This window comes from Streptomyces sp. NPDC086023 (assembly GCF_044540325.1).
In the GTDB taxonomy this organism is placed as follows: domain Bacteria; phylum Actinomycetota; class Actinomycetes; order Streptomycetales; family Streptomycetaceae; genus Streptomyces.
This window is the reverse complement of sequence record NZ_JBITRX010000009.1, coordinates 179,366-204,316: the sequence shown is the minus strand read 5'-3', so window position 1 is coordinate 204,316 and position 24,951 is coordinate 179,366. Positions and strand designations below refer to the sequence as shown.

General features: G+C 73.5%; 18 protein-coding genes. 7 read left to right on the top strand and 11 right to left on the bottom strand.

What is annotated here, in order from left to right:
• Positions 1–4: 4 nt before the first annotated feature.
• From ACIF6F_RS19615 to ACIF6F_RS19605, 3 genes are all read left to right on the top strand, one after another.
• Positions 5–2,944, top strand: coding sequence for an FAD-binding and (Fe-S)-binding domain-containing protein (locus ACIF6F_RS19615; RefSeq protein WP_399948105.1), 2,940 nt, complete (start codon positions 5–7; stop codon positions 2,942–2,944).
• 78 nt (positions 2,945–3,022) lie between these two features.
• Positions 3,023–4,870 carry an ABC transporter transmembrane domain-containing protein gene (locus tag ACIF6F_RS19610; protein ID WP_399948103.1) on the top strand — a complete coding sequence of 616 codons (1,848 nt, stop codon included), beginning with the start codon at positions 3,023–3,025 and terminating at the stop codon, positions 4,868–4,870.
• Positions 4,867–6,648: an ABC transporter ATP-binding protein gene (locus ACIF6F_RS19605; RefSeq protein ID WP_399948101.1), complete on the top strand. Its 1,782-nt coding sequence runs from the start codon at positions 4,867–4,869 to the stop codon at positions 6,646–6,648. The genes ACIF6F_RS19610 and ACIF6F_RS19605 overlap by 4 nt, the downstream gene beginning before the upstream one ends.
• 95 nt (positions 6,649–6,743) lie before the next feature.
• On the opposite strand, the gene ACIF6F_RS19600 is transcribed toward ACIF6F_RS19605, so the two are convergent.
• Complete coding sequence (locus tag ACIF6F_RS19600; RefSeq protein WP_399948099.1) at positions 6,744–7,967, bottom strand: hypothetical protein; 1,224 nt, start codon at positions 7,965–7,967, stop codon at positions 6,744–6,746.
• A gap of 135 nt (positions 7,968–8,102) precedes the next feature.
• On the bottom strand, positions 8,103–8,894 hold the full coding sequence (locus ACIF6F_RS19595; protein WP_399948097.1) for a metal-dependent hydrolase: 792 nt from the start codon (positions 8,892–8,894) through the stop codon (positions 8,103–8,105).
• A gap of 145 nt (positions 8,895–9,039) precedes the next feature.
• Here ACIF6F_RS19595 and ACIF6F_RS19590 point away from each other — a divergent pair, with 145 nt between their 5' ends.
• The 3 genes from ACIF6F_RS19590 to ACIF6F_RS19580 all read left to right on the top strand — a co-directional run bounded on the left by ACIF6F_RS19590 (position 9,040) and on the right by ACIF6F_RS19580 (position 12,924).
• Complete coding sequence (locus tag ACIF6F_RS19590; RefSeq protein ID WP_399948095.1) at positions 9,040–11,553, top strand: DEAD/DEAH box helicase; 2,514 nt, start codon at positions 9,040–9,042, stop codon at positions 11,551–11,553.
• Between the two features lie 79 nt (positions 11,554–11,632).
• Positions 11,633–12,511, top strand: a complete 879-nt coding sequence (locus tag ACIF6F_RS19585; protein ID WP_399948093.1) for an acyl-CoA thioesterase — start codon at positions 11,633–11,635, stop codon at positions 12,509–12,511.
• Positions 12,512–12,516: 5 nt separating this feature from the next.
• Positions 12,517–12,924, top strand: coding sequence for a YchJ family protein (locus tag ACIF6F_RS19580; protein ID WP_399948091.1), 408 nt, complete (start codon positions 12,517–12,519; stop codon positions 12,922–12,924).
• Here ACIF6F_RS19580 and ACIF6F_RS19575 read toward each other — a convergent pair.
• The 7 genes from ACIF6F_RS19575 to ACIF6F_RS19545 form a co-directional block, all read right to left on the bottom strand.
• Positions 12,841–13,791 carry a DUF6397 family protein gene (locus ACIF6F_RS19575; RefSeq protein WP_399948089.1) on the bottom strand — a complete coding sequence of 317 codons (951 nt, stop codon included), beginning with the start codon at positions 13,789–13,791 and terminating at the stop codon, positions 12,841–12,843. The genes ACIF6F_RS19580 and ACIF6F_RS19575 overlap by 84 nt on opposite strands.
• A gap of 164 nt (positions 13,792–13,955) precedes the next feature.
• The gene (locus ACIF6F_RS19570) at positions 13,956–14,351 is read right to left on the bottom strand and encodes a roadblock/LC7 domain-containing protein (RefSeq protein WP_399948087.1); all 396 of its coding nucleotides are present in this window, start codon (positions 14,349–14,351) and stop codon (positions 13,956–13,958) included.
• A 274-nt stretch (positions 14,352–14,625) separates the two neighbouring features.
• Positions 14,626–15,243 carry a GTP-binding protein gene (locus tag ACIF6F_RS19565; protein ID WP_399948085.1) on the bottom strand — a complete coding sequence of 206 codons (618 nt, stop codon included), beginning with the start codon at positions 15,241–15,243 and terminating at the stop codon, positions 14,626–14,628.
• The gene (locus tag ACIF6F_RS19560; protein ID WP_399948083.1) at positions 15,243–15,626 is read right to left on the bottom strand and encodes a DUF742 domain-containing protein; all 384 of its coding nucleotides are present in this window, start codon (positions 15,624–15,626) and stop codon (positions 15,243–15,245) included. The genes ACIF6F_RS19565 and ACIF6F_RS19560 overlap by 1 nt, the downstream gene beginning before the upstream one ends.
• 17 nt (positions 15,627–15,643) lie before the next feature.
• A complete protein-coding gene (locus ACIF6F_RS19555) occupies positions 15,644–16,063 on the bottom strand; it encodes a roadblock/LC7 domain-containing protein (protein WP_399948361.1) in 420 nt (139 codons plus the stop codon).
• 20 nt (positions 16,064–16,083) lie between these two features.
• Positions 16,084–18,696, bottom strand: a complete 2,613-nt coding sequence (locus tag ACIF6F_RS19550; protein ID WP_399948081.1) for a nitrate- and nitrite sensing domain-containing protein — start codon at positions 18,694–18,696, stop codon at positions 16,084–16,086.
• Between the two features lie 136 nt (positions 18,697–18,832).
• Positions 18,833–19,609 carry an MHYT domain-containing protein gene (locus ACIF6F_RS19545; protein ID WP_399948079.1) on the bottom strand — a complete coding sequence of 259 codons (777 nt, stop codon included), beginning with the start codon at positions 19,607–19,609 and terminating at the stop codon, positions 18,833–18,835.
• Between the two features lie 159 nt (positions 19,610–19,768).
• On the opposite strand from ACIF6F_RS19545, the gene ACIF6F_RS19540 reads away from it, so the two are divergent.
• Positions 19,769–20,368: a class I SAM-dependent methyltransferase gene (locus ACIF6F_RS19540; RefSeq protein ID WP_399948077.1), complete on the top strand. Its 600-nt coding sequence runs from the start codon at positions 19,769–19,771 to the stop codon at positions 20,366–20,368.
• Here the strand turns inward: ACIF6F_RS19540 and ACIF6F_RS19535 are convergent.
• Together ACIF6F_RS19535 and ACIF6F_RS19530 are read right to left on the bottom strand one after the other, a co-directional pair.
• Positions 20,359–21,276, bottom strand: coding sequence for an oxygenase MpaB family protein (locus tag ACIF6F_RS19535; protein ID WP_399948075.1), 918 nt, complete (start codon positions 21,274–21,276; stop codon positions 20,359–20,361). The genes ACIF6F_RS19540 and ACIF6F_RS19535 overlap by 10 nt on opposite strands.
• A 199-nt stretch (positions 21,277–21,475) precedes the next feature.
• On the bottom strand, positions 21,476–24,619 hold the full coding sequence (locus ACIF6F_RS19530) for a DNRLRE domain-containing protein (protein WP_399948073.1): 3,144 nt from the start codon (positions 24,617–24,619) through the stop codon (positions 21,476–21,478).
• Positions 24,620–24,951 lie beyond the last annotated feature (332 nt).

Genomic DNA, 24,951 nt, shown 5'->3' with positions numbered 1-24,951 from the left:
CACGATGCCGCTGCTGGAGCCGAAGCCCGGGGCGCTGAGGCCCCGTACCGTCACCGGCCCCTCCCCCGACCGGGTGCCCGAGCGGATGGCGCACGGCACCCCCGAAGGGCTGCGCGACGACCTCACCGCGCTGCTGGGCGCCGACAAGGTGCTGTGGAAGGTCTCCGACCTGGTCCGGTACGCCTCCGACGCCTCGCCCTACCGCTTCGTACCGCAGGTGGTGGTCGTCGCCGAGGACGTCGACGACGTGTCCGCCGTGCTCTCCTACGCCCACGGCCGGGGCCGGGAGGTGGTCTTCCGGGCGGCCGGCACCTCCCTCAACGGCCAGGCGCAGGGCGAGGACATCCTGGTCGACGTGCGCCGCCACTGGTCGGGCGTCGAAGTGCTGGAGGAGGGCCGCCGCGCCCGGATCCGGCCGGGCACCACCGTGGTACGGGCCAACGCCGCGCTCGCCCGGTACGGCCGGGTGCTGGGCCCCGACCCCGCGAGCGCCATCGCATGCACCCTCGGCGGGGTGGTGGCGAACAACGCCTCCGGCATGACCGCGGGGACCACGAGGAACTCGTACCGCACCCTGTCCTCGCTCACCTTCGTGCTGCCCGGCGGCACGGTGGTGGACACCGCCGACCCGCTCGCCGACGAGGAACTGGCCCGCGCCGAACCAGCCCTGTGCGCCGGGCTGATGAAGATCAAGCGGGAGATCGAGGCCGATCCGGAACTGGTCGCCCGGATCCGCGCCAAGTACGAGATCAAGAACACCAACGGCTACCGGCTGGACGCCTACCTCGACGGCACCACTCCGGTGGAGATCCTGCGCGGGCTGATGGTCGGCTCCGAGGGCACCTTCGGCTTCATCTCCGAGACCGTCTTCGACACCCTGCCGCTGGACCGGCTGCTCAGCACCGCCCTGCTGTTCTTCCCCTCCCTGCCCGCCGCCGCGGCCGCGGTCCCGGCGTTCAACGCGGCCGGGGCCCTCGCCGTCGAGCTGATGGACGGCAACACGCTGCGCGCCTCGGTGTCCGTCGCGGGCGTGCCCGCGGACTGGGCCGCGCTGCCGGGGGACACCGCCGCCCTGCTCGTGGAGTTCCGCGCCCCCGACGAGGGCGCCCAGGAGGAGTACGAGCGGCGGGCGGCCGAGGTGCTGGCGGGTCTGGAGCTGGTCGCGCCGGTCGCCTCGGTGACCAACGCCTTCACCCGCGACCCGGCCGTCGTCGCCGGCTACTGGAAGGCCCGAAAGGCGTTCGTCACGGCCGTCGGCGGCGCCCGCGCCTCCGGCACCACCCTGATCACCGAGGACTTCGCCGTCCCGCCCGCCCGGCTGGCCGAGGCCTGCCAGGCCCTGCTCACGCTCCAGGCCGAGCACGGCTTCGACGCCGCCGTCGCGGGCCACGCCGCCCACGGCAACCTGCACTTCCTGCTGGCCTTCGACGCCGCGAAGCCCGCGGACGTCGAGCGGTACGCGGCGTTCATGGACGCCTTCTGCCGCCTCACGGTCGAGCGCTTCGACGGCTCCCTCAAGGCCGAGCACGCCACCGGCCGGAACATCGCCCCCTTCCTGGAGCTGGAGTGGGGCCCGCGCGCCACCGAACTCATGTGGCGCACCAAGCGGGTCATCGACCCGGACGGGGTACTCGCACCGCGCATCGTGCTGGACCGCGACCCGGACGCGCACCTGCGGGGCCTGAAGACCATCCCCGAGGTGGAGGCCGTCGGCGACCCGTGCATCGAGTGCGGGTTCTGCGAACCGACCTGCCCCAGCCAGGACCTGACGACCACACCGCGCCAGCGCATCGTGCTGCGCCGCGAGATGATGCGGCAGAGCCCCGGCTCACCGGTGCTCGACGGGCTGCTCGGGGAGTACGGGTACGACGCGGTCGACACCTGCGCCGGCGACTCCACCTGCCGGCTGGCCTGCCCCGTCGGCATCGACACCGGCGCCCTGATGAAGGAGTTCCGGCACCGCCGCCACACCCCCCGCGAGGAACGCGCCGCGGAGCTGGCGGCCCGCGGCTTCGGGGCCGTCGAGCACACCGCCCGGCTGGCCGTGGCCGCCGCCGACGCCGTCACCCGCCGGGCCGGCGACGCCCCGCTGCGCGCCCTGACCGGCGCCGCCCGCAAGGCCGTACGCCCCGACCTCGTCCCGGAGTGGCTGCCGCAGATCCCCGGCGCCGCCGCCCGCGCCCTGCCGCCCTCGGCCCCCCGCGCCCGGGCCGCGGCCGTCTACTACCCGGCCTGCGTCAACCGGATCTTCGGCGGGCCGGACGACGCGGCGGACGCCTCGCTCGCCGAGGCCGTGGTCGCCGTGTCGGCGCGGGCCGGGAAGCCCGTGTGGATCCCGGAGGACGTGACCGGCACCTGCTGCGCCACCATCTGGCACTCCAAGGGCTACCGGGCGGGCACCGAGCTGATGGCCAACAGGATCGTGGAGGCCGCCTGGGGCTGGACCGCCGGCGGGCGGCTGCCCCTGGTCGTGGACGCCTCCTCCTGCACCCTGGGCATCGCGCACGAGGTGGTGCCGTACCTCACGGACGACAACCGGGCCCTGCACGCCGAACTCACCGTCGTGGACTCGGTGGTGTGGGCCGCCGAGGAGCTACTGCCGCACCTGACCGTGCTGCGCCGGGCCGGCTCCGCCGTGCTGCACCCCACCTGCTCGATGCGGCACCTGGGCGACGAGGCGCACCTCGCGGCCGTGGCGCGGGCCTGCGCGGAGGAGGTGGTGGTGCCGGACGACCTGGGCTGCTGCGCCTTCGCCGGCGACCGGGGGATGCTGCACCCGGAGCTGACCGCGTCGGCCACCGCGAAGGAGGCCGCCGAGGTGCTGGCCCGCCCCTACGACCTGCACCTGTCGGCGAACCGGATGTGCGAGGTCGGCATGGACCGGGCCACCGGGCGCTCGTACCGCTCGGTGCTCCTGGAGCTGGAGCGGGCCACCCGCCCCTGACGGGAAAATCGATTGCCCCGGTGCCTCCGGGAAGGCGAACCTTGCACGGTTTGGACCACTCACCGTGTCTGGGGCGTCATGCAGATCAGCGACCTTCCGTATCCGGATCCCGGAGAACCCGACGCACGGTCAGGCCCCCGGTTCCTGCTGTGGCTGGGCCGCAACCAGCTCGGCGGCCAGCTCAAGAGCTTCGCCTGGGGCGTCCTGCACTTCTGCGGCGTCGCCGGCCTGCCGTTCGCGGTCGGCCTCGGCGTCGAGGCGGTCGTCGACCGCGACGGCGGGCGGCTCGCCCGGGTGGGCCTGCTGCTCCTGGTGTTCGGCGTGGCGATCTCGCTCGGCGACACCATGCTGCACCGCACCGCGGTCACCAACTGGATCACGGCCGCGGCCCGGGTGCAGCAGCTGCTGGCCCGCAAGACCGCGGAGCTGGGCTCGGCGCTGACCCGCCGGGTCGCCGCGGGCGAGGTGGTGGCCGTCTCCACCGGCGACGTCGAGAAGATCGGCTGGTTCGTCGAGGCGGTCTCCCGCTTCCTGGCCGCCGTGTTCTCGATCGTGGTGATCGTCGTCGGGATGCTGGTGTACGCGCCCGCACTCGGCGTCGTCGTGGCGGTCGGCGTACCCGTGCTGGCCCTGGCCGTGCTGCCGCTGCTGCCGCACGCCACGAAGCGGGCGGACGCACAGCGCGAGAAGGCCGGCAAGGCCACCGAGCTGGCCTCCGACACCGTCGCGGGACTGCGCGTGCTGCGCGGGATCGGCGGCGAGGAACTCTTCCTGGGCCGGTACCGCGAGGCCTCGCAGGCGGTCCGCAGGGCGGCCGTGCGCAGCGCCCGGATGTGGGCGCTGATCTCGGCGGTCCAGGTCCTGCTGCCGGGTCTGCTGCTGCTGGCCGTCGTCTGGTACGGGGCCACGCTGGCCCTGGAGGGGAGGATCGCGGTCGGTGAACTCGTCGCGGTCTTCAGCGCGGTGGCGCTGATGCTGTACCCGCTGCGGCACTTCGAGGAGATCGCGATGGCGTACTCCTTCTCGCGGCCGTCCGCGAAACGGGCGGCCCGGGTGCTGACGCTCACGCGCACCGAGGGCGAGCCGCCCGGGACCGCGGCCGGGTCCGCGGACGCGCCGGAGCCGCCGCAGGGCGGGGACCTGTACGACCCGGAGTCCGGCGTCCTGGCCCCGGAGGGGCTGCTGACCGCCGTGGTGTGCGGCGACCCCGACCTCTCCGGGCGGCTGGCGGAGCGGCTGGGCGGGCATCCCGCCGAGGCCGCGGAGGGACCGTCGGTGCTGCTGGGCGGGGTGGCCCTGGGCGACCTTCCGCTGGAGACGGCGCGGGAGCTGGTGCTGGTGCAGGACAAGGACCCGGTGCTGCTGTCGGGGACGCTGCGCGAGCTGTTCGACGTACCGGCCTCCGGGCAGGTGGCGGCGGGCGAGGCGCTGACGGCGGCGCAGTGCGGGGACGTGCTCGACGCGCTGCTGCAGTCGGCGCCCGAGGGGGTGACCGACCCGATGGACGCGCGGATCACCGAACGCGGCCGGTCCCTGTCCGGCGGGCAGCGGCAGCGGCTGGCGCTGGCGCGTTCACTGGTGACCGACCCGGCCGTGCTCGTGCTGGACGAGCCGACGTCTGCGGTCGACTCGCACACCGAGGCGCGGATCGCGGAGGGCGTCGCCGCGCTGCGGGCGGGCCGCACCACCGTGGTGCTGGCCTCCTCGCCGCTGCTGCTGGACCGCGCGGACCGGGTGGTCCTGGTCCACGAGGGGCAGGCGGCGGCGGTCGGCAGCCACAAGGAGCTGCTGGCCCGCGACCGCCGGTACCGGGCCGTGGTGACCCGAGAGACCGACGAGGAGCGGGGGGCGGCCGGGCCCGGCGCCCTGACCGCGCTGGACGTCGGCGGACTGGAAGAACTCTCCGAGATCGAGGAGTCGGCATGATCGGCGTGGCGCCACCGGAGTACGACCCGGCGGCCCCGGAATCGGCCGCGACGCTGCCGGTGGGCACCCCGGCGACGGTACGCGCGTACGTCGGCGGGCTGCTGCGGCGGCACCGCCGCGCGTTCGTGACGCTGGTGACGGTGAACGCCGTCGCCGTGGTCGCCTCGCTGGTCGGCCCGTACCTGCTGGGCCGGGTGGTGGACGACCTCACGGCCGGTGCCCGGGAGCTCCATCTGGGCCGCGTCGGGCTGCTGTTCGCGGCCGCGCTCGCGGTCCAGACGGTGTTCACCCGCATGGTGCGGCTGCGCGGCGCGATGCTCGGCGAGGAGATGCTGGCCGACCTGCGCGAGGACTTCCTCGTGCGGTCGGTCGGGCTGCCGCCGGGCGTGCTGGAGCGGGCCGGCACGGGCGACCTGCTCTCCCGGATCACCACGGACATCGACCGGCTGGCCAACGCGATGCGCGAGGCCGTGCCGCAGCTGTCCATCGGCGTGGTGTGGGCCGGGCTGCTGTACGGGGCGCTCGCGGTGACCGCGCCGCCGCTGGCGCTGGCCGCGCTGGTGGCCCTGCCGGTGCTGGTGATCGGCTGCCGCTGGTACTTCCGGCGGGCTCCCTCGGCGTACCGCTCGGAGGCGGCCGGGTACGCGGCGGTGGCGGCGGTGCTCGCCGAGACCGTGGACGCCGGCCGCACCGTGGAGGCGCACCGGCTGGGCCGCGGGCGGATCGAGCTGTCGGAGCGGCGGATCAAGGAGTGGACGGCCTGGGAGAGGTACACCCTCTTCCTGCGGTCCGTCCTCTTCCCGGTCATCAACGTCACGTACGTGACCATCCTGGCCGCGGTGCTGCTGATCGGCGGGTGGTGCGTGCTCCAGGGCTGGATGACGGTGGGCCAGCTGACCACGGGCGCGCTGCTGGCGCAGATGATGGTCGACCCGATCGGCCTGATCCTGCGCTGGTACGACGAGCTCCAGGTCGCCCAGGTGTCGATCGCCCGCCTGGTCGGCGTGCGGGACATCGAGCCCGACGCGGGCGACCCGGGCACCGTGCCGGCGGGCCGCGAGGTGCGGGCCGACGACGTGCGCTTCGGCTACCGCGAGGGCGTCGACGTGCTGCACGAGGTGTCCATGGCGGTGCCGCCGGGCACCCGGATGGCGCTGGTCGGCCCTTCGGGCGCCGGGAAGTCCACGCTGGGCCGGCTGCTGGCGGGCATCTACGGGCCGCGCGCGGGCGAGGTGACGCTCGGCGGGGCGCGGCTGGCGGAGATGCCCGCGGAGCGGGTGCGGGAGCACGTGGCGCTGGTCAACCAGGAGCACCACGTCTTCGTCGGCACGCTGCGGGACAACCTGCGGCTGGCCAGGACGGGTGCCGAGGACGCGGAGCTGTGGGCGGCGCTGGGTGCCGTCGACGCGGAGGGTTGGGCGCGCGCCCTGGAGCAGGGCCTCGACACGGAGGTGGGCTCCGGGGGCACCGCGCTGACCCCGGCTCAGGCGCAGCAGATCGCGCTGGCGCGGCTGGTGCTGGCCGATCCGCACACGCTGGTGCTGGACGAGGCGACCTCGCTGCTGGACCCGCGGGCGGCCCGGCACCTGGAGCGGTCCCTGGCGCGGGTGCTGGACGGGCGTACGGTCGTGGCGATCGCGCACCGGCTGCACACGGCGCACGACGCGGACGTGATCGCGGTCGTCGAGGGCGGCCGGATCAGCGAGCTGGGCAGTCACGACGAGCTGGTGGCGGCGGACGGTGCGTACGCGGCGCTGTGGCGGTCCTGGCACGGGTGAGGCCCGGTCCCGTTCCTCTGGTGACCGGTGCGTGTGACGGCGGGCCCCCGCCTTCGGGTGGGGGCCCGCCGTCGTCGTGCGGGGACGTGACGGGCCTACGACCCGCTGGGCGGCAGGGTCGCCTGCTTCGAGGCGCAGGTCCAGATCACCGGGTGCATCACGTCGGCGGCGTCCACCGCGAAGCCGCCGACCTGGTCGTGGTCGGTGACGGTGAACGCGCCGGCGTGGGCGGTCGGGGTGGCGGCCAGCCGGGGCAGGCCGAGCAGCGGGCCGCTGCCCTTCCAGTAGGTGGCCTGGTGGGGCGGGGCGGTCTCCGGCGGCCAGGGGCCGACGATGGTGGAGTCGGAGGCCGTGCCGACGCTGACGTTCGTGGTCGGGCTGATGTCCTCGAAGGTGCTCTGCGTGCGGTCGCCGAGGCCGGGCGCGTGGGTGACGGCCGTGTACGGGGGCAGCCAGTGGGCGCCGTTGGTCAGCAGGGTGTGCGTGAAGCCGTAGGTGCCGGCGATGCGGCCCGACTCGTCGATGTCGCGGGGCTCGTACGTGCTGTACGTGTCGCCGGGGTGGACGTCCGGGAGTTCGGCGGGCGGGGTGGCCGGGTCGGCGGCCCAGCGCAGGCCGGCGAAGTAGCCCTCGTCGCCGATCAGGCCGAAGCCGTCGCCGACGATCTGGCCGGCGTTGTTGATCCCGCCGACCCCTTCGAGGCGGGTGATGTGCGGGGGCAGGGGCAGTTCGCGGCGGAGGCTGCCGCCGGACCACTCCAGACCGGTCATGCCGCTCGCCGTGCGGCGGTGGCCGACGGCCCGGCCCCAGTCGTTGACGTCGGTGGCGTGGGTGCCGCCGGGCAGGATGCCGACGGCCGGGGCGCCGGGGAAGTAGCGGAAGGCGAGCGGGGCCAGGCCCGGCCCGGAGACCGAACCGACCATCAGGCCCCAGCGGTTGACCGCCTCCACGACGCCGCTGGTGTAGCCGGACGGCAGCGGGACGGCGTGCACGGCGGTGCCCGTCCAGTAGGCCGGGCGGTTCTGCGAGCGGCCCACGGAGAGGCCGAGCGGGCCGATGCCGCGGACCTCGGTGGTGGCCATCCAGGGACGCGGGTCCTCGCCGGGCCCCGGCAGGGAGGCGAGCACCCGGATCGACGGGGTGCAGCCGGTGCCCGTGAGGGTGCCCGTGGTGCCGCCGGCGGCCCTCGCCGTGGCCTGGTGCCCCGTCGCCTGTCCTGCGGCTGCGTGTGCCGGTGCCGCGAGCGCCAGGGCGGCGAGTACGGTCCCCGCGGCGGCCGTGCCGACCGCTCTCCGGGTCGTGCCCTTGCTCGTCCTCATGCCGTGTCCCCCCAGTCATGTGCGAGCCGACGGACCTGACGGCTCGTCGGCAGACATCATGTACGCCTCAACCCGGGATGCCCACCCCGCCACGCACGGCCGTGGCAGGGCTGTTACGGGCCGCTCGGACGCCCCCTAGATGAAGTTCAGGGCCGCCGCTCCGCCCACGCCGCCGAGCAGCATGAACACCGGCATGAGCACCTTCAGCTCCACCCAGCTGCCGGCCCGGAAGCGCATCGCCTTCGGCGGGCCGACGGGGTACCAGCGCTTCCCGGCGATCGGGATCGGCCACAGCACGGGGCAGCCGGAGACGGTCAGCGCGTCACCCAGGTCGTGGACCAGGGCGCCCAGCACGATGGGCAGGCCCAGCCACAGGTACTCCTGGCCGGGGGCGGTGAACAGCCAGTCCGCCCCGTTGCCCGGCTTGTCCAGGACCCCGGCGAGGATCCAGGCGCTGGTCGCGCCGAGCAGCCAGACCAGTACGTCGCTGGACATCCGGGCGGCCCGCCAGAGCAGCCCCTCCACCGCGAGGACGAGGTGGACGAAGAGGATCGCGAGGACGCCCCAGCGGTCCCCGGTGACGGCGATGGCGGAGGAGCCGCCGCCGATCAGCACCGCCCACAGCCAGGTGTGGGTCAGCGTCCGGTGTCCCCCCGAGCGCCGCGGGTCGCGCGGGGTGCGGGTGGCCTTGTAGACGGCGTACGAGATCTTGTCGACCACCTCGCACAGGCCGCGCGACAGCGGGCCGAACGCGCGCGAGATGGTGGCGGACTTGTGGTCGAGGTCGGGGGCCAGCGCCGCCCCGGCGCAGATCAGCGCCCCGACGACCAGCACCGGCCACGGCATGGGGTGGCCCGCGGCCGCTGCCGCCGCTCCCACCCCCAGCCAGGCCGCTGCCCCGGAAAGTGAGTGTGCCGGACCCATCATGCTCGTCCCCGCCCCAGTGGTGTGGTGTGTTCTGGCCCCGTTGACGGCGTCGCGCGGGCCCGGTCGACGGCACAGCGTAGCGTTGACGATCTTCGTGGGGCCCTCCGGTTCCCTCTTCGGGGGAGAAGCCAGGCAAGATGGGGGCGTGACCCTCATTGATCAGCTGCCGCCCACCGCCGACCCCGATGCCCTCTTCGAGGCCTTCTCCACGTGGGCCGAGGACCAGGGCATCTCCCTGTACCCGGCTCAGGAAGAGGCGCTGATCGAGGTCGTCTCGGGCGCGAACGTCATCCTCTCCACCCCCACCGGCTCCGGTAAGAGCCTCGTCGCGGCCGGCGCGCACTTCACCGCCCTGGCCCAGGACAAGGTCACCTTCTACACCGCGCCGATCAAGGCGCTGGTGTCGGAGAAGTTCTTCGACCTGTGCAAGCTCTTCGGCACCGAGAACGTCGGCATGCTGACCGGCGACGCCTCCGTGAACGCCGACGCGCCCGTCATCTGCTGCACCGCCGAGGTGCTCGCCTCCATCGCCCTGCGCGACGGCAAGGACGCCGACATCGGCCAGGTCGTCATGGACGAGTTCCACTTCTACGCGGAGCCCGACCGCGGCTGGGCCTGGCAGATCCCGCTCCTGGAACTCCCCCAGGCGCAGTTCATCCTCATGTCGGCCACCCTCGGCGACGTGTCCCGCTTCGAGGAGGACCTGACCCGGCGCACCGGGCGGCCCACCTCCGTGGTCCGGTCCGCCACCCGCCCCGTGCCGCTGTCGTACGAGTACGTCACCACCCCCATCACCGACACCCTGACCGAGCTGCTGGAGACCAAGCAGGCGCCGGTCTACATCGTCCACTTCACGCAGGCCCAGGCGGTCGAGCGGGCGCAGTCGCTGATGAGCATCAACATGTGCTCCCGCGAGGAGAAGGACCGGATCGCCGAGCTGATCGGCAGCTTCCGCTTCACCACCAAGTTCGGCCAGAACCTCTCCCGCTACGTCCGCCACGGCATCGGCGTCCACCACGCCGGCATGCTCCCCAAGTACCGGCGCCTGGTGGAGAAGCTCGCCCAGGCCGGCCTGCTGAAGGTCATCTGCGGCACCGACACCCTCGGCGTGGGCGTCAACGTGCCCATCCGCACCGTGCTGTTCACCGCCCTCACCAAGTACGACGGCAACCGGGTGCGGACGCTGCGCGCCCGCGAGTTCCACCAGATCGCCGGGCGCGCCGGCCGGGCCGGCTTCGACACCGCGGGCTTCGTCGTCGCCCAGGCCCCCGAGCACGTGATCGAGAACGAGAAGGCACTCGCCAAGGCCGGGGACGACCCGAAGAAGCGCCGCAAGGTGGTCCGCAAGAAGGCCCCCGAGGGCTTCGTCGGCTGGACCGAGAACACCTTCGAGAAGCTCATCGCCTCCGAGCCCGAGCCGCTCACCTCCCGCTTCAAGGTCACCAACATCATGCTGCTCTCGGTGATCGCCCGGCCCGGCAACGCCTTCGAGGCGATGCGCCACCTGCTGGAGGACAACCACGAGCCGCGCAAGAACCAGCTCCGCCACATCCGCCGCGCCATCGCGATCTACCGCTCACTGCTGGACGGCGGGGTCGTCGAGCAGCTCGACACCCCCGACGCCGAGGGCCGCACCATCCGCCTGACGGTGGACCTCCAGCAGGACTTCGCCCTCAACCAGCCCCTGTCGACCTTCGCGCTCGCCTCCTTCGACCTGCTCGACCCGGAATCGCCCTCCTACGCCCTGGACATGGTCTCGGTGGTGGAGTCCACCCTCGACGACCCGCGCCAGATCCTGGCCGCCATGCAGAACAAGGCCCGGGGCGAGGCCGTCGGCGCCATGAAGGCGGACGGCGTCGAGTACGAGGAGCGGATGGAGCGCCTGCAGGACATCACCTACCCCAAGCCCCTCGAAGAGCTCCTCGTCCACGCCTACGACGTGTACCGCAAGAGCCACCCGTGGGTGGGCGACCACCCCGTCTCGCCCAAGTCCGTGATCCGCGACATGTACGAACGGGCGCTCTCCTTCACCGAGTTCACCTCCTTCTACGAACTGGCCCGCACCGAGGGCATCGTGCTGCGCTACCTCGCGAGCGCGTACAAGGCGCTGGACCACACCATCCCGGACGACCTGAAGTCCGAGGACCTGGAGGACCTCATCGCCTGGCTGGGCGAGATGGTCCGCCAGGTCGACTCCAGCCTGCTCGACGAGTGGGAGCAGCTCGCCAACCCGGAGCTGGAGACGGCCGAGGAGGCACAGGAGAAGGCCGACCAGGTCAAGCCGGTCACCGCCAACGCGCGCGCCTTCCGGGTCCTGGTCCGCAACGCCATGTTCCGCCGCGTGGAACTGGCGGCCTTCGACGACGTCGACGAGCTGGGCCGGATGGACGAGGAGTCCGGCTGGGACGCCGACGCCTGGGGCGAGGCGATGGACGCCTACTGGGACGAGTACGACGACCTGGGCACCGGCCCCGACGCCCGCGGCCCGAAGCTCCTCATGATCGAGGAGGACCCGGCGCACGGTCTGTGGCGCGTCCGCCAGACCTTCGCCGACCCCAACGGCGACCATGACTGGGGCATCAGCGCCGAGGTCGATCTCGCGGCCTCCGACGAGGAGGGCCGGGCCGTGCTGCGGGTCACCTCCGTCGGCCAGCTCTGACGCACGGCGCCCCGACCGCCCGTCCCGCCCGCGCGCGGTAACCCGTCCGCCGGAACCCGACCGCAGTGGAGGCCCCCTGATGACCAGCCCCGCCGAAAGACTCGTGGACCTGCTCGACCTGGAGCAGATCGAGGTCAACATCTTCCGCGGCCGCAGCCCGCAGGAATCCCTCCAGCGGGTCTTCGGCGGGCAGGTCGCGGGCCAGGCCCTGGTGGCGGCCGGCCGCACCACCGAGGGGGACCGCCCGGTCCACTCGCTGCACGCGTACTTCCTGCGCCCGGGCATCCCGGGCGTGCCGATCGTGTACCAGGTCGAGCGGGTGCGCGACGGCCGCTCCTTCACGACCCGCCGGGTCACCGCCGTGCAGCAGGGCCGCACCATCTTCAACCTCACCGCCTCCTTCCACCAGCCGGAGGAGGGCAGCATCGAGCACCAGCTGCCCCCGCGGCACCTCGTCCCGCCGGACACCCTCCCGAACCTCGCGGACGAGATCCGCGAGCACCTCGGCACGCTGCCCGAGGCGCTGGAGCGGATGGCCCGCCGCCAGCCCTTCGACATCCGCTACGTGGACCGGCTCCGCTGGACCTCCGAGGAGGTCAAGGACGCCGACCCGCGCAGCGCCGTCTGGATGCGCGCCGTCGGACCGCTCGGCGACGACCCGCTCGTGCACACCTGCGCGCTGACCTACGCCAGCGACATGACCCTCCTCGACGCCGTGCGCATCCCCGTGGAGCCGCTCTGGGGCCCCCGCGGCTTCGACATGGCCTCCCTGGACCACGCCATGTGGTTCCACCGCCCCTTCCGGGCCGACGAGTGGTTCCTGTACGACCAGGAGTCCCCCATCGCCCACGGCGGCCGGGGCCTGGCCCGCGGCCGGATCTACGACGTCGAGGGACGCCTCCTGGTCTCCGTGGTCCAGGAGGGACTCTTCCGCCCCTACGCCTCTCTGAAGGGCTGACCCGCGTGCCCACGCCGCCCCCGACCGCCCCCTGCCCCTGCGGGCTGCCCGCCGACTACGCGAACTGCTGCGGCCGCTACCACTCCGGCGCCCAGCAGGCGCCCACCGCCGAGCTGCTGATGCGCTCGCGCTTCAGCGCCTTCGCCGTCGGCGACGTGCCGTACCTGATGCGGTCCTGGCACCCGTCGACCCGCCCGCCCCGGCTCGACCTCGACCCGGACCAGCAGTGGGTGCGGCTGGAGATCCTGGGCACGGAGCGCGGCGCCCTCTTCGACACCGAGGGCTCGGTCGAGTTCCGGGCGCACTACCGCGAGGGCGGCCACACCGGCTCACTCCACGAGAACAGCTCCTTCGCCCGTGAGCGCGGTGCCTGGGTCTACGTGGGCCCGCTCTCGCCCGTCGTCTTCGACTGACCCGCGGGGCGGCGACCCGCGCCCCGCCCCGGCGCACCCCGCCCCGGGCCCCGCTCCGGACCGCGCCTCGGCCAGGGCCAGTTCCAGACTGGCCCGGTACCAGAGCACCTCGTCCGGCTGCCGCGCCCGCAGCAGCGGAGCCGCCACCGCGGCCGCGGCCGGGGCGTACGGGTGCCCGTACGGCGGCGGGGGTGCGAGGCCGGCCAGCAGGGTCCGCTCCCCCGCATCCGGCACCACCCCGGCCAGCTCCTCCTCCGCCAGCACCGCGGCGATGACGGCGGCCCGCTCCCAGGGATCCGCGGTACGTCTCAGCCGGAGCCCGGTGTACCGCCCGCGCCAGTTGCGGGCCCGTACGTCCGCCCCCGCAACCAGCCGCTCGCGGTCCTCCGGCGGCAGCGGACCGGCCAGCAGCTCCGGCCGCCGCTCCCCGAACTCCCGCAGCTCCCCTGCGAGGTAGAGCCAGACCAGGGCGCGGTACCGGTTCACGCGGTAGCCGGCCGGGGTGACGTACCCGCACCGGGCGAGGGAGCGCAGCCGCTCCGTACCCGTGCCCAGCAGTTCGGCGCCGGTGACGGTGCCCACGGTGCGCACCCGCTCGCGCAGCGCCTCGGGGAAGCCCTCCCGGCACCTGATCCGGTCGAGCTCGGTGCGGCTGAACCGCTCCGGGCCGGCGTCCGGCCGTAACAGCCCCATCTCCAGGGCCGTCTCGAACTCGGCGCGCCGCAGGCCCAGTTCCTCTGCCGCCCGGGCGAACCCCACGGTCCGCAGCGGACCCCGGCGCGGGCCCGGGACGATCACGTCCGGCCCGGTCCGGGCGGTCCGGGCGTTCCGGGCGTTCCGGGCTACGGCATGCTGCATCGTGCTCATGTCGGTCTCCTCCATGAGTCGTTGACCACTCTGTGTGAAGACCGTAACTCAGAGCGACGACATCCGCTCGGGCCTGTGGACAACTCCGCAGGGCCCCGTCAGCCCTGCCGGCCCTGCCGGCCCTCTGCGTCCCGCCCGCCTTGCCCGCCCCCGGCCGCCAGCCCTCAGTCGACGCGGCTGCGCTCCTCCACGCCCAGGTGCTCACCGACCCGGTTGACCAGCAGCGTCATCTCGTATGCCACCTGACCGATGTCGGCCTCGGCCGCGCTCAGCACGCACAGACTACTGCCCGGCCCCGCGGCCATCACGAAGAGCGTCCCCTCGTCGTACTCGACCATCGTCTGCCGCACCTGTCCGGCCCTGAAGTGCATGCCGGACCCCTTGGCCAGGCTCTGCAGCCCGGCCGACACCGCCGCCAGGTGCTCCGCGTCGGCCCGCTCCAGCCCGCTGCTCGCCCCGGTGACCAGTCCGTCGTTGGACAGCACGATCGCGTGCCGCACCTGGTCCACCCTGCGCATCAGATCGTCAAGCAACCAGTCGAGCTGCCTGTCCAGCGCCATGTCGTCGCCCTCCCCGTTCGCGCGGTCGCCCCCGTCCCCGCGTACCTGTCCCGCCAGCCAACCCCACCAGCGGCTTTCGGGCAAGGCGCAGGCCCGGTTGGTGGTGAGAATGACCAAAGAGGGGTGGCGGGCGGGAAGGCCCCGGTCACGGGCCTGACCCGGCCCGTCGGGCGTTCTCCCAGACGGGAGGGGCTCGCACCGCAGCGATCCGGTGCCTCCCACGGGCCGCGGGACCCGGCCCCCGGCACCTCCGCAGCGCTGTCAAGAGCGCCGTTCAGGCCTGGCCCGGCGGCGAACCGACCGACTCCAGCAGCCGCGCGGTGTGCACCCGCCCCGCGTACTCGACCAGCCTGATCAGCACCTCCTTCCCCGAGTCCTTGTCCCGCGCGTCACACAGCACCACCGGCGTCCCCTGGTCCAGGTCCAGCGCGCGGGCCACGTCGTGCGCCCCGTAACGCCGCGCCCCCACGAAACAGTTGACCGCGACCACGAACGGGATGTGCCGGTGCTCGAAGTAGTCCACGGCGGGGAAACAGTCCTCCAGCCGCCGGGTGTCCGCCAGCACCACCGCGCCCAGCGCCCCCTGCGACAGCTCGTCCCACAGGAACCAGAAGCGGTCCTGCCCCGGCGTTCCGAACAGGTACAGCGACAGCCCGGAGCGGATCGTGATCCGTCCGAAGTCCATGGCCACGGTCGTGGTCCGCTTCTGGTCGACGCCTCCGGTGTCGTCGACCAGCTCGCCGGCCTCGCTGAGGAGCTCCTCGGTGCGCAGCGGGCGTATCTCGCTCACCGCACCGACCAGGGTGGTCTTGCCCACCCCGAAGCCCCCCGCCACCAGAATCTTCAGCGCGAGGGCGGCCGGATCCCCGCCCGAGCCGTCGACATGTCCCATCACAGCGCTCGCAATCCCTCGATGACTTCACGCAGAATCCGCTCGTCCGGCAGCTGTGCCGGCGGTACGGGGCGGCTCACCCGGACGTGGCCCGCCTCCAGGAGGTCCCCGAGCAGTACGCGCACCACGCCGACCGGCAGGTCCGCCTCCGCCGCGAGTTCCGCGACCGACTGGGTCTCGTCGCGGCAGAGGCCCAGCAGGGCCCGGTGTTCGGGGCCGAGGAGCGACTCGGCCGCCGCGTCCAGCCCGTCGGGGTCGACGACGACCAGCGCGATCAAGTCGAAGCGCACCCCGCTGGGCCCCGGCTTCGTGCGCCCGCCGGTCATCGCGTACGGACGTACGAGCGGGCCCGCATCGGCGTCGTACCAGCGTCCACCCGTCATCTGCCCGGCCCGTCCCGTCAGCCCGCGGCCGGCGGCCGCGCCGCGGACCGCGGGGGTGTGTACAGGTGTTCGCCGACCCGCTTGACCAGGCGGGCCATCTCGTAGGCGATGAGCCCGATGTCGGCGGAGGCGGCGCTGAGCACGGCGAGGCACGAGCCGTCCCCGGCCGCGGCGACGAACAGGAAGCCGTCGTCCATCTCGACCATGGTCTGGCGCACTCCGCCGGTGCGGAAGTGGCGGCCCGCGCCCTTGGCGAGGCTGTGGAACCCGGAGGCCACGGCCGCCAGGTGCTCGGCGTCCTCGCGGCTGAGCGCGCTGGAGGCGCCCACGGCCAGGCCGTCGTTGGACAGCACCACGGCGTGCCGGACCTCGCGGACCCGGGCCACCATGTCGTCCAGCAGCCAGTCGAGTTCGCCGGACCGGCGGGCCGTGTCCATGTCGGGTCTGTGGTGTTCGATCACGACTGGTCTCCTTCGGTGGCGTTCTTGGCGTCGTCGGTGCCCCGGGCCCAGCCGGCGCGGTAGGCGGCCATCCGGTCGCGGGCCTCCTCGGGGGTGCGGCCGGGAGGGTCTTCGGGCGCGCGGGAACCGGCGGCGGGGGCGGGTGCCGGGGCCTCCCGCAGCTGCGGGACGAGGCTGGCCTGGCGTACCCGGCGGGGCAGTTCGGTGGCGCCGGCCGGAGGGGGGCCGGCCGGGGGCGGCTCGGCAGGCGGGGCCTGCGGGGAGGTGCCGGGCGCCGCGTTGCGTACGCCCGCTCCCGCGGCACCCCGCGGGCGCAGGGCCGCCACCGGGGCCGGGGGCTGCTCGCCCTCGGCCGGACCGGCCGGCCGGGGGCGGCTCCGTGCGACGGGCGCGGGGTCCGGCCGCTCGACGGGGGCGGGGCCGGGCCGGTCGGCGGGGGCGCGGCGGGCTTCGACCTGACGGGCGCCGCGTACGGAGATCAGCGGCTCGGGCTCCTCGTCGCGGGGGCGGCCGCCGGGGCGCTCGTCCTCACCGATGGTCATTCCGCCCTGGAGCAGCGCGGTCGGGAGCAGGACCACCGCCGTGGTGCCACCGTACGGTGACATGCGCAAGTGCACTTTCACCTGGTGCCGGGCGGCCAGCCGGCTCACCACGAACAGTCCGAGCCGGTCGCTGTCGAACAGGTCCAGGGCCTCGGACTGCTCGATCCGCCGGTTGGCCTCGGCGAGCGTCTCGGGTCCCATGCCCAGCCCGCGGTCCTCCACCTCGAGGACGTACCCGTTGCCGACGGGCTCCCCGCTCACCCGGACCTTGGTGTGCGGCGGGGAGAAGGTGGCGGCGTTCTCGATGAGTTCGGCCAGCAGGTGGGTGAGGTCGGCGACCGCCGCGCCGATGACGGAGGCCTCCGCCAGCTGCCGGACCTCGATCCGCGGGTAGTCCTCGATCTCGGAGACGGCGGCGCGTACGACGTTGGTGAGCGCCACCGGCATCCGCCAGGCCCGGCCGGGAGCGGCTCCGGAGAGGATGATCAGGCTCTCGGCGTGCCGGCGCATGCGCGTGGTGAGGTGGTCGAGGCGGAAGAGGTCGCCGAGTTCACTGGGGTCGTCGGCACGGCGTTCCATGGAGTCGAGCAGGCTGAGCTGGCGGTGGACGAGGACCTGGCTGCGGCGCGCGAGGTTGACGAAGACCCCGGAGACGCCGCTGGCCAGTTCGGCGCGTTCGACGGCGGCGCTGAGCGCGGCCCGGTGGACGGTGGAGAGCGCTTCGCCGACCTGTGCGATCTCGTCCTCGGCGGGGTGTCCGGGCGGCGCCTCGGCGGCGGCGTCGATGTCCTGTCCGGCGCGCAGCCGGTCCATGGCCCGGGGGAGTTTGTGGTGGGCGATCTCCAGGGCGCCGTTGCGCAGGGAGACCAGCTCGACGACCAGGCCGCGGCCGATCCGCACCGAGATCACGAGGGAGGCGGCGACGGCGGCGAGGCCGAACAGGACGGCGGCACCGGCTCCGCTGACGAGTCCGCCGTAGAGGGGGTCGGTCCGGTGGGCGCTGCCGGTGTGCCCGGCGGCTTCGGCCTCGCGCATGGCGTCGGTCACGGCGCCGTGGGCGGCCTCCCAGTCGGCGGGCACGGTGCGGACGGGCTGCTTGCCGGGGGCGGCGAGGGCTCCGGTGAGCTTGTTCTCCGCGAGGGTCAGCACGGTGTACGCGGCGCTCTTGGTGGCGGTCCGCCAGTCCGCGCGGACCGCGGCGGGGAGGTCGGGGGCGACCGCGGCGACGAGGGTGCGACGGCTCGCGACGGCGCCGGTGAAGCGGCGGAGCGTCTCGTTGGTGAGCGTGCCCTTGGCGTCGCGCTGGGCGAGCAGGGCGTCCTCGCGGGAGAGCAGTTCGGCGGCCCGGGCGAAGTCGAGCAGGACCCGGGCGCCGGTGCCGCGTTCGCCGTCCTGGCTGCCGGCGAGAGCGCCGCCGACGGCGAAGGCGCCGTCGATCACGCGGGTGTACGTGTCGAAGACCGCGGACGGTGTGGCCTTGGGGGCGCCGGTGTCGGAGCGGGCGGCCGTCAGGGCGCCCGCGTCGCGGACGAAGGTGCGGAGGCGGCCGGCGACGCTCGGGGGGTGGTCGCCGGTGTCGGCCACGGTGTTCCGGTCGCCGAGCCGGAGCGCGGCGAGGGCGGCGTCGGTGCGCCGGCCCTGGGTTTCGAGGGCGGCGGCGCGGTCCGGGCCGGGGACGGCGGCGTTGCGTACGGCGGCGATACGTTCCGCCTGGAGTTCGGTGACCGCCTTGGCCAGGGGGGTGCGGACCTCGGTGTCCACCTGTTGGAGGCGGCTCAGGCGGGCCACGTCCTGGGCGGTGCTGACGGTGGCGAAGGCCCAGAGGGCGAGCAGGGAGACCACGGGCACCATCAGGAGCGAGACGATCTTGGCGCGGACGGTGCGGGGGCGCAGGCTGAGGCGTCGGCCCTCGGGGGTCGCGGCCGGGGTGGGGTGGGAGTCCGGGCGCGGGTGGCGGTCCCCGGGGTGTTCCTCGGCCGGGGGGCCCGCGTGCGCGCGGCGGCCGCGCGCCGGGGGCGCGGACAGGGCGGGCGCCGCTGCGTCCGGGGTCCTGCGGGGTGTGCGCATGAGCTCCTCGTTCCGGATGACGGTGCGGCGGGTCGGGGGCGGGCGGGTGGACGGGGGCGGACGGGGGCGGGGGTCGGCGCTGGGGTGGGGCCCGGCAGGGCGACCGCACGGGTCGGGCGCGGGGCGGTTGCGGTGGTCAGTGGGCGGGGGCCCCGGCGCCGAGCCGCTGGGCCGAGGCGGACGCGGCGCGTTCGTCCGCGGTCGGGGAGAGCGCGACGAAGGCGGAGGTGAGGAAGAGGTACGAGCCGAGGCCGACGGCGAGGGGGAAGATGAACTGCATCGCGGTGGCGCCGGGGAGGGCCGCGTCGGAGGGGGCCACGGTGACCGAGACGGCCGTCATCCCGGTGTAGTGCATGCTGCTGACGGCGGCGCCCATGACCAGGGAGGCGACGGCGACGGCCACGGGCGACTTGATGTTGAGGGCGGCCCAGAGCGCGGCGGTCGCGGCGACGACGGCGATGGCGACGGAGATGCCGACGGTGAGCGGGTCGTATGAAATGTCACCGTGCAATCGCAGTGCGGCCATGCCGAGGTAGTGCATGCTCGCCACGCCCAGACCGGTGGTGAGGCCGCCGAGGACGAGAGCGCGGCCGCGGTCCTTGCCGTAACCGACGGCGAACACCCCGGCGCCGACCACGGCCATGGCGACGAGCAGGCTCAGAATGGTCAGCGGCACGTTGTAGTGGATCTCGGTGCCGGTGACGCTGAAGCCGAGCATCGCGACGAAGTGCATGGTCCAGATGCCGGTGCCGATGGCGGAGGCCGCGGTCAGGAGCCAGTTGCGCCGGGAGCGTCCGGTCGCGCCGAGCGCGCGGACGGTGCAGCGCAGCCCGAGGGCGGCGCCGATGGAGGCCATCACGTATGACAGCACGGGGGTCAGCCAGCCGAAGGCCGCGTGGTCCAGGTGTCCCATGGCCTCGGGACGCTAGTCCGGGTGAGGGCGCGAACAAGGGGCGCATTTCGAAAGCTGCTGGAATATGACAGAGATACGTTCACGTACGATCACACCGGGTGGCATGGTGCACACGGAATGTATGGCGGGCTCCGCACTCCCGTGGGGGATCATGGGCGCATGAGCGACGACCACACACACGTCCAGGAGTTCTTCGGCGCCCGGGCGGCCGCCTGGGACACCAAGTTCCCCGACGACGCCCCCGCCTTCGAGGCCGCGGTGGCGGAGTTCGGCCTGCGCCCGGGCGACCGCGTCCTCGACGCCGGCTGCGGCACCGGGCGCGCCCTGACCCCGCTGCGCCGGGCCGTGGGCCCGTCCGGCACCGTCGTCGGAGCCGACCTCACGCCCGAGATGCTGGCCCGGGCGGCCGCCGCCGGTCGCGACCGCGCCGGCGCGCTACTGTGCGCGGACGTGGCCCGACTGCCCCTGCGGGACGGCTGCCTCGACGCGGTCTTCGCCGCGGGGCTCATCGCCCATCTCCCCGAACCCGCCGCGAACCTGCGGGAGTTGGCGCGCGTCGTGCGGCCCGGCGGCCGGCTGGCGCTGTTCCACCCGATCGGCCGCGCGGCGCTGGCGGCCCGCCACGGCCGCCGGCTGACCCCGGACGACCTGCGGGCCGAGGCCAACCTCGGCCCGCTGCTGGCCGGTTCGGGCTGGCGGATGGTGTCGTACGCCGACGAGGACGCGCGCTTCCTGGCCCTGGCGGTACGTCAGGACTGACGGCCGGCGTCCTCGGCCATGGCCTCCCGCAGCTCGTGCGGCACCGGGCAGCCGCGGACGCCGGGCACCGGGAAGGTGCCGAGGGCGGACACCTCGTACCCGTTCGGGTAACCCTTGATCTCGGGGTTCTGGCGGGCGTAGTGCGGGGCCCTGCGCGGCGGCATCAGGCGGACCGCGCGGCCGCGCAGCCGCAGGGCGCCGCGGACCAGGGCGCGGACCGCCGGGCGCGGGGGCTCGTACCGGAAGGCCGCCAGCAGCGGCTCGTCGAGCAGAGCGAGACTGGCCGCCTTCAGCGCGGGCGCGAGGGGGGCCGGGTACCAGGAGGCCATCAGGCCGAGGGTGGCGTCGGAGACCTTCCGGCCTCCCTCGTCCCAGCCGAAGTGCTGCTTCTCGTAGGCGTCGAGGAAGGCCTCGAACTCCTCGAAGGTGGCGGGGATGTCCCGGATGCCCATGTGACGCCCCAGTGTGGCGTAGTACCGCGCCGAGGCGCGGGTCTCGTGCCCCGTCATGGGGCGCCAGCCGTAGACGTCCAGCCAGCGCTTGGGGATCACGACGAAGGTGCACAGGACGTAGCGCATGTCGTCGTTGGAGATGTCGTAGCTGCGGTGCATCCGGTTGATGCGGCGGATGGCGGTGCGGCCCTGCTCGCTGTCGAAGCCGTGCTCGACGACCGCGTCGAGGAGGAGCGCGGTGTCGTCGTACCGCTTCTGCGGGCGCTCGGTGAACTCGGCGGTCTCGGCGAGCAGCCGTCCGATGCCAGGGACGGCGTACGTGCGGTACAGGGCGAGCTCCAGGGCCCGGGTGAAGTCCCACGGGAACTCGTAGGTGGCGGTCAGCCGGTAGATCGTGAGGAAGTCCTTCTCGGGGTCGAGCCGGAGGATCTCCTTGAGCCGGTCGTAACGCTTCACCTGGTTCCCCTTCAGTCGCGGAACCCCAACTCTACGTGCGGGAACGCGCTTTGGAGCACCCACACCACCCCCTGCCCACGGGCCGCACGCAGACACCGGGCAGGGCACGACAGCACACACAGGACCAGGAAGCCTCCGCGTGCGGCGGAGCCGGAATGCTCCACCGCACGCGGAGGCCGTTCGGCACCCGGTGGTCCGGCTAGCCGATGGTGAGGAAGGTGTGCCAGTCGTCCTCGTCGCGGCCGCTGGCGTCACCGAGCCACTGGGTGGTGCCGCCCCGCATCAGGTACATGTGCCCGATGTTGTTCACGGCCCAGATGTCGGCCACGCCGTCGCCGTTGGCGTCCGGGGTGCCCAGGACCATCGGGATCGCCGCCCGGCCCCAGCCGGTGGTGGCGTAGGTGTAGTCCTTGGCGTCGACCGCCGCGGCAGCGCTGGCCAGCGAGTTCAGGTCGACCCCGCCGTTGGCCCCGGGCTTGCCCTTGCGCAGGGCCAGGCCGCGGTTGGGGTCCGCGTTGTCCCGGAAGACCAGGTCGGGAACCTTGTCGCCCGATATGTCCCGAACCCCGACGATGTCCCGCTGGGTCCACGCCGTGGCCGACATCAGCTTGGCCTGGGTGAAGCTGGCACCGGTGTAGCCGGTGAAGGCCCAGAAGGCGTCCCCGGCGCGGGCGAACGCGTCGGGCAGGCCGTCACCGGTGACGTCCTCGGTGGTGACGAGCTGGGTGAGGGTGGTCGGGTCCGGCGCGCCCGCCGGCAACAGGATCTCCATGCGGCGGCTGATGTCGAAGCGTCCGGCGCCGTCACCGGGGTAGACGTACAGCTTGCCGTCGGGCATGCGCGCCACCAGGTCGGTGAGCCCGTCGCCCGGGAACCAGTCGACGGAATGGCCGATCAGCACGGGCTTGCCGTTGACCGTCTTCCAGTAGCCGGCCGGGGCGGGCTTGGCCCCGTCGACGGCGCCGGGCATCCAGGCGTCGGTGTCGCCCGTGGCGTCGCCGGCGTAGGTGCGCAGGTTGCCGGCGGAGTCGATGGCGAGGATGTCGGGGAAGCCGTCGCCCGTGACGTCTCCGGGCTTGTCCAGACCGGCCCGCGGGCGCACGTAGAAAAGGTACTCGGTCGGAACCGAGATGTTGCCCGCCTTGTTGACCGTCCGCACGTACAGCACGTTGGGGCCGGCGGTGTCGACCTTGAGGTTGATCGAGCCGAGGGCGAGCTCGGTGTTCCAGACCCAGGTCTTCTGGTCGTAGGTGGGGTGGTTGAGGCTCCACTGGAACTCGCGGATGTCCTCGGCCTTGGTGCCGTTGCCCATCACCTCGATCCACTGGTTCGGCGTCCCGGCCGGCTCCAGGCTCCACACCGCGCCGTCCGGGCCCGGGGCCGGGAAGTGGCCGGAACGGACCGATGGACTCGTGGGCGCGACGTGGTCGACGGTGAACGTGCACCACCCACCGCCGCCCGAGTCGAGCGGGCCACTGCCCTGGGACCACGAGCCGTCCCAGTCGGTGGTGCGGGAGAGCCAGTAGTACTTGCGGCCCGAGGTGAAGCGGTCCCAGGCGATCTCCTTGGTGATCACGCCGTCGGAGTTGGGCCACAGCCACTCGTTGTGGACGTTCGCGCCGCTGGCCGCGTCCCAGATCTCGATCTGGACCTGCTTGAGGTTGCCGTCCGGGTCGGTGCCCTTGACCTGGAACGTCACGTTGGTCTTGCCGATGCTGGTACCCGCGCCGCTCGTCAGGCACGCACCACCGGGCGACGTGCTCATGTTGGCCGCGACCGGGATGTCCGGCAGCTTGTTGTAGTCGACCTCGATGTACGGGGCGGTCTCGCCGTTGGCGAGGAACTTCTTCCAGTAGTACGGGTCCGACTCGCTCGGCGCCTTCAGGCCGAGGGAGAGCGCTCCCCAGCGGCTGTTGGCCGCCTCGCTGACGATGCCCGTGATGTCGGGGGCCACCCAGTTGTCCGGGCAGGTGCTGTTGTAGCCGTAGCCCGCCTGCTCGGTGGCGACCTTCTTGCCCCACCAGCCGGTCGTGTTGTTCCACGTGCTCGTCGACTCGGCGAACGGCGTCGAGTAGATGTCCGTGGCCTTCTGCGTACAGGACCACGAGTACGTCTGCAGCGCTCGCATCCGGGCGCTCTTGATGCCGGCACCGTGGAGTTGCGAGCCGAACTCGAAGTTGAAGATCGCCCGGGACGTGCCGCCCGTGGTGGACTCGTATCCGATGCGCGCTTCGTTCGTCCCGCTGTTGAAGTTCTGCCCGTTGTAGAAGCTGCTGTTGCCGAGCGTCTTGTACAGGTGCGACCAGCTGTGCTTGTGGCCCTTGAACGACGGGTCGATGAACACGGGGAACACCGTGTCCTCGCCGGTCAGCAGCGACCGGTCCGGGCGCAGGGACAGCGTGCCCTGGGCGAACGAGGCCTTGGCCACGGCCAGTCGGGCACCCTCGGCACCGGCCAGGCCCGGCAGGCCGAAGGCCGCATGCCCGCGCGCGGCTCGGCTCTTCGGAGCGGGAGCCTCACCCTGCGTGACGGCGACCTTGCCCGAGGAGTCCCACATCAAGGGCGACGGGGCGCCGGCGATCTCCTGTCCCTTGGCATTGCGGGCACTCAGCGCGCCGGAAGCGGCATCGAGTCGGAAGTTCAACGAGGGTGAGGCCAGGCGGTACCTGAGCTCCCCCAGCAGCGGATCCGCCGCCGCCTTGCGGTCCTTGACGATCAGGATGTGCGAGTAACCGCCGTCCTGTGCGGTCATCAGCAGATCGATGCCGGGGCGGACGTTCTCGTAGAGCGCGCGGGCGCCGTCGATGGCCGGGGCCGGGAGGGGACCGGGCCAGGCCACGGTCATCGCGTGTCCGCCCGTGGTCAGGCGGACCAGTTCCGTCCAGGCCGGTGCGGCGCTCTCGACGGGCAGCACCGAGCGGGCCGGGCCTCGGCCGGCCCTGTCGCCGCCCGGGATCGCTGCCCGGCCGCTGCCGGCGCTGAACACCAGCCCGCCGTTGACCGCCGCGGGTGAGTACCCGGCCGCGGTGCGGCGCAGGGTCGTGTCGACCGGCTTCCAGACGCCGTTGACGTTCGCGCGGACGGCGCTGCTGTACAGATGCGCCCGGAATCCGCCCTTCGGCTGGGCCCAGACGGTGAGGTTCTCCCCGCGCTCCGCCGTGACCTCCACCGGCTTGCCCGTTCGCCTGGCCGCCTGACGCGCCTGCACGGCGTCCACCGGGCCGTCGGTGCCGGCCTTCGCGTCCTGCCGCGGCTGCGCGCCCCTCCCCGCGTCCCCGTCCGCCAGGCGGATCCCGACGGGTACGGCGAGAGCCAGGGCGAGCACAGCCGCAAGAGCGGCCACCGCTCCCCGTCGGCTCCTCGGGCGCGCCGCCGGAACCGTTTCACTGCCCCCCGGCGGAGTTGCCGGACTTGCGTCCGGGGACTCGCTCACTGCCACGACGGTTCTTCTCCCCCCTCGGGCATGCCGCAGCAGGCCCTCGGTACTCGTTCGGTACTGGTGGTGGTCGGCTCGCACGCCGACGGGGCCGCTCCCCAGGGGCCCTTCAACTCAGATCAGAGATGTGCGAGCAGAGCATGGACCATGCCTCCGGCACCCGTCATCACCGGATGCCAGGGCTCCCACGACGTGATACGACAAATTCAGGCCGTTTATCCCGACAATCACCGACCGTT

Coding starts and splice junctions, on each gene's coding strand:
- ACIF6F_RS19615 (WP_399948105.1), top strand. CDS start 5: ATGCCGCTGCTGGAGCCGAAGCCCGGGGCGCTGAGGCCCCGTACCGTC.
- ACIF6F_RS19610 (WP_399948103.1), top strand. CDS start 3,023: ATGCAGATCAGCGACCTTCCGTATCCGGATCCCGGAGAACCCGACGCA.
- ACIF6F_RS19605 (WP_399948101.1), top strand. CDS start 4,867: ATGATCGGCGTGGCGCCACCGGAGTACGACCCGGCGGCCCCGGAATCG.
- ACIF6F_RS19600 (WP_399948099.1), bottom strand. CDS start 7,967: ATGAGGACGAGCAAGGGCACGACCCGGAGAGCGGTCGGCACGGCCGCC.
- ACIF6F_RS19595 (WP_399948097.1), bottom strand. CDS start 8,894: ATGATGGGTCCGGCACACTCACTTTCCGGGGCAGCGGCCTGGCTGGGG.
- ACIF6F_RS19585 (WP_399948093.1), top strand. CDS start 11,633: ATGACCAGCCCCGCCGAAAGACTCGTGGACCTGCTCGACCTGGAGCAG.
- ACIF6F_RS19575 (WP_399948089.1), bottom strand. CDS start 13,791: ATGAGCACGATGCAGCATGCCGTAGCCCGGAACGCCCGGAACGCCCGG.
- ACIF6F_RS19570 (WP_399948087.1), bottom strand. CDS start 14,351: ATGGCGCTGGACAGGCAGCTCGACTGGTTGCTTGACGATCTGATGCGC.
- ACIF6F_RS19565 (WP_399948085.1), bottom strand. CDS start 15,243: ATGGGACATGTCGACGGCTCGGGCGGGGATCCGGCCGCCCTCGCGCTG.
- ACIF6F_RS19560 (WP_399948083.1), bottom strand. CDS start 15,626: ATGACGGGTGGACGCTGGTACGACGCCGATGCGGGCCCGCTCGTACGT.
- ACIF6F_RS19555 (WP_399948361.1), bottom strand. CDS start 16,063: ATGGACACGGCCCGCCGGTCCGGCGAACTCGACTGGCTGCTGGACGAC.
- ACIF6F_RS19550 (WP_399948081.1), bottom strand. CDS start 18,696: ATGCGCACACCCCGCAGGACCCCGGACGCAGCGGCGCCCGCCCTGTCC.
- ACIF6F_RS19545 (WP_399948079.1), bottom strand. CDS start 19,609: ATGGGACACCTGGACCACGCGGCCTTCGGCTGGCTGACCCCCGTGCTG.
- ACIF6F_RS19540 (WP_399948077.1), top strand. CDS start 19,769: ATGAGCGACGACCACACACACGTCCAGGAGTTCTTCGGCGCCCGGGCG.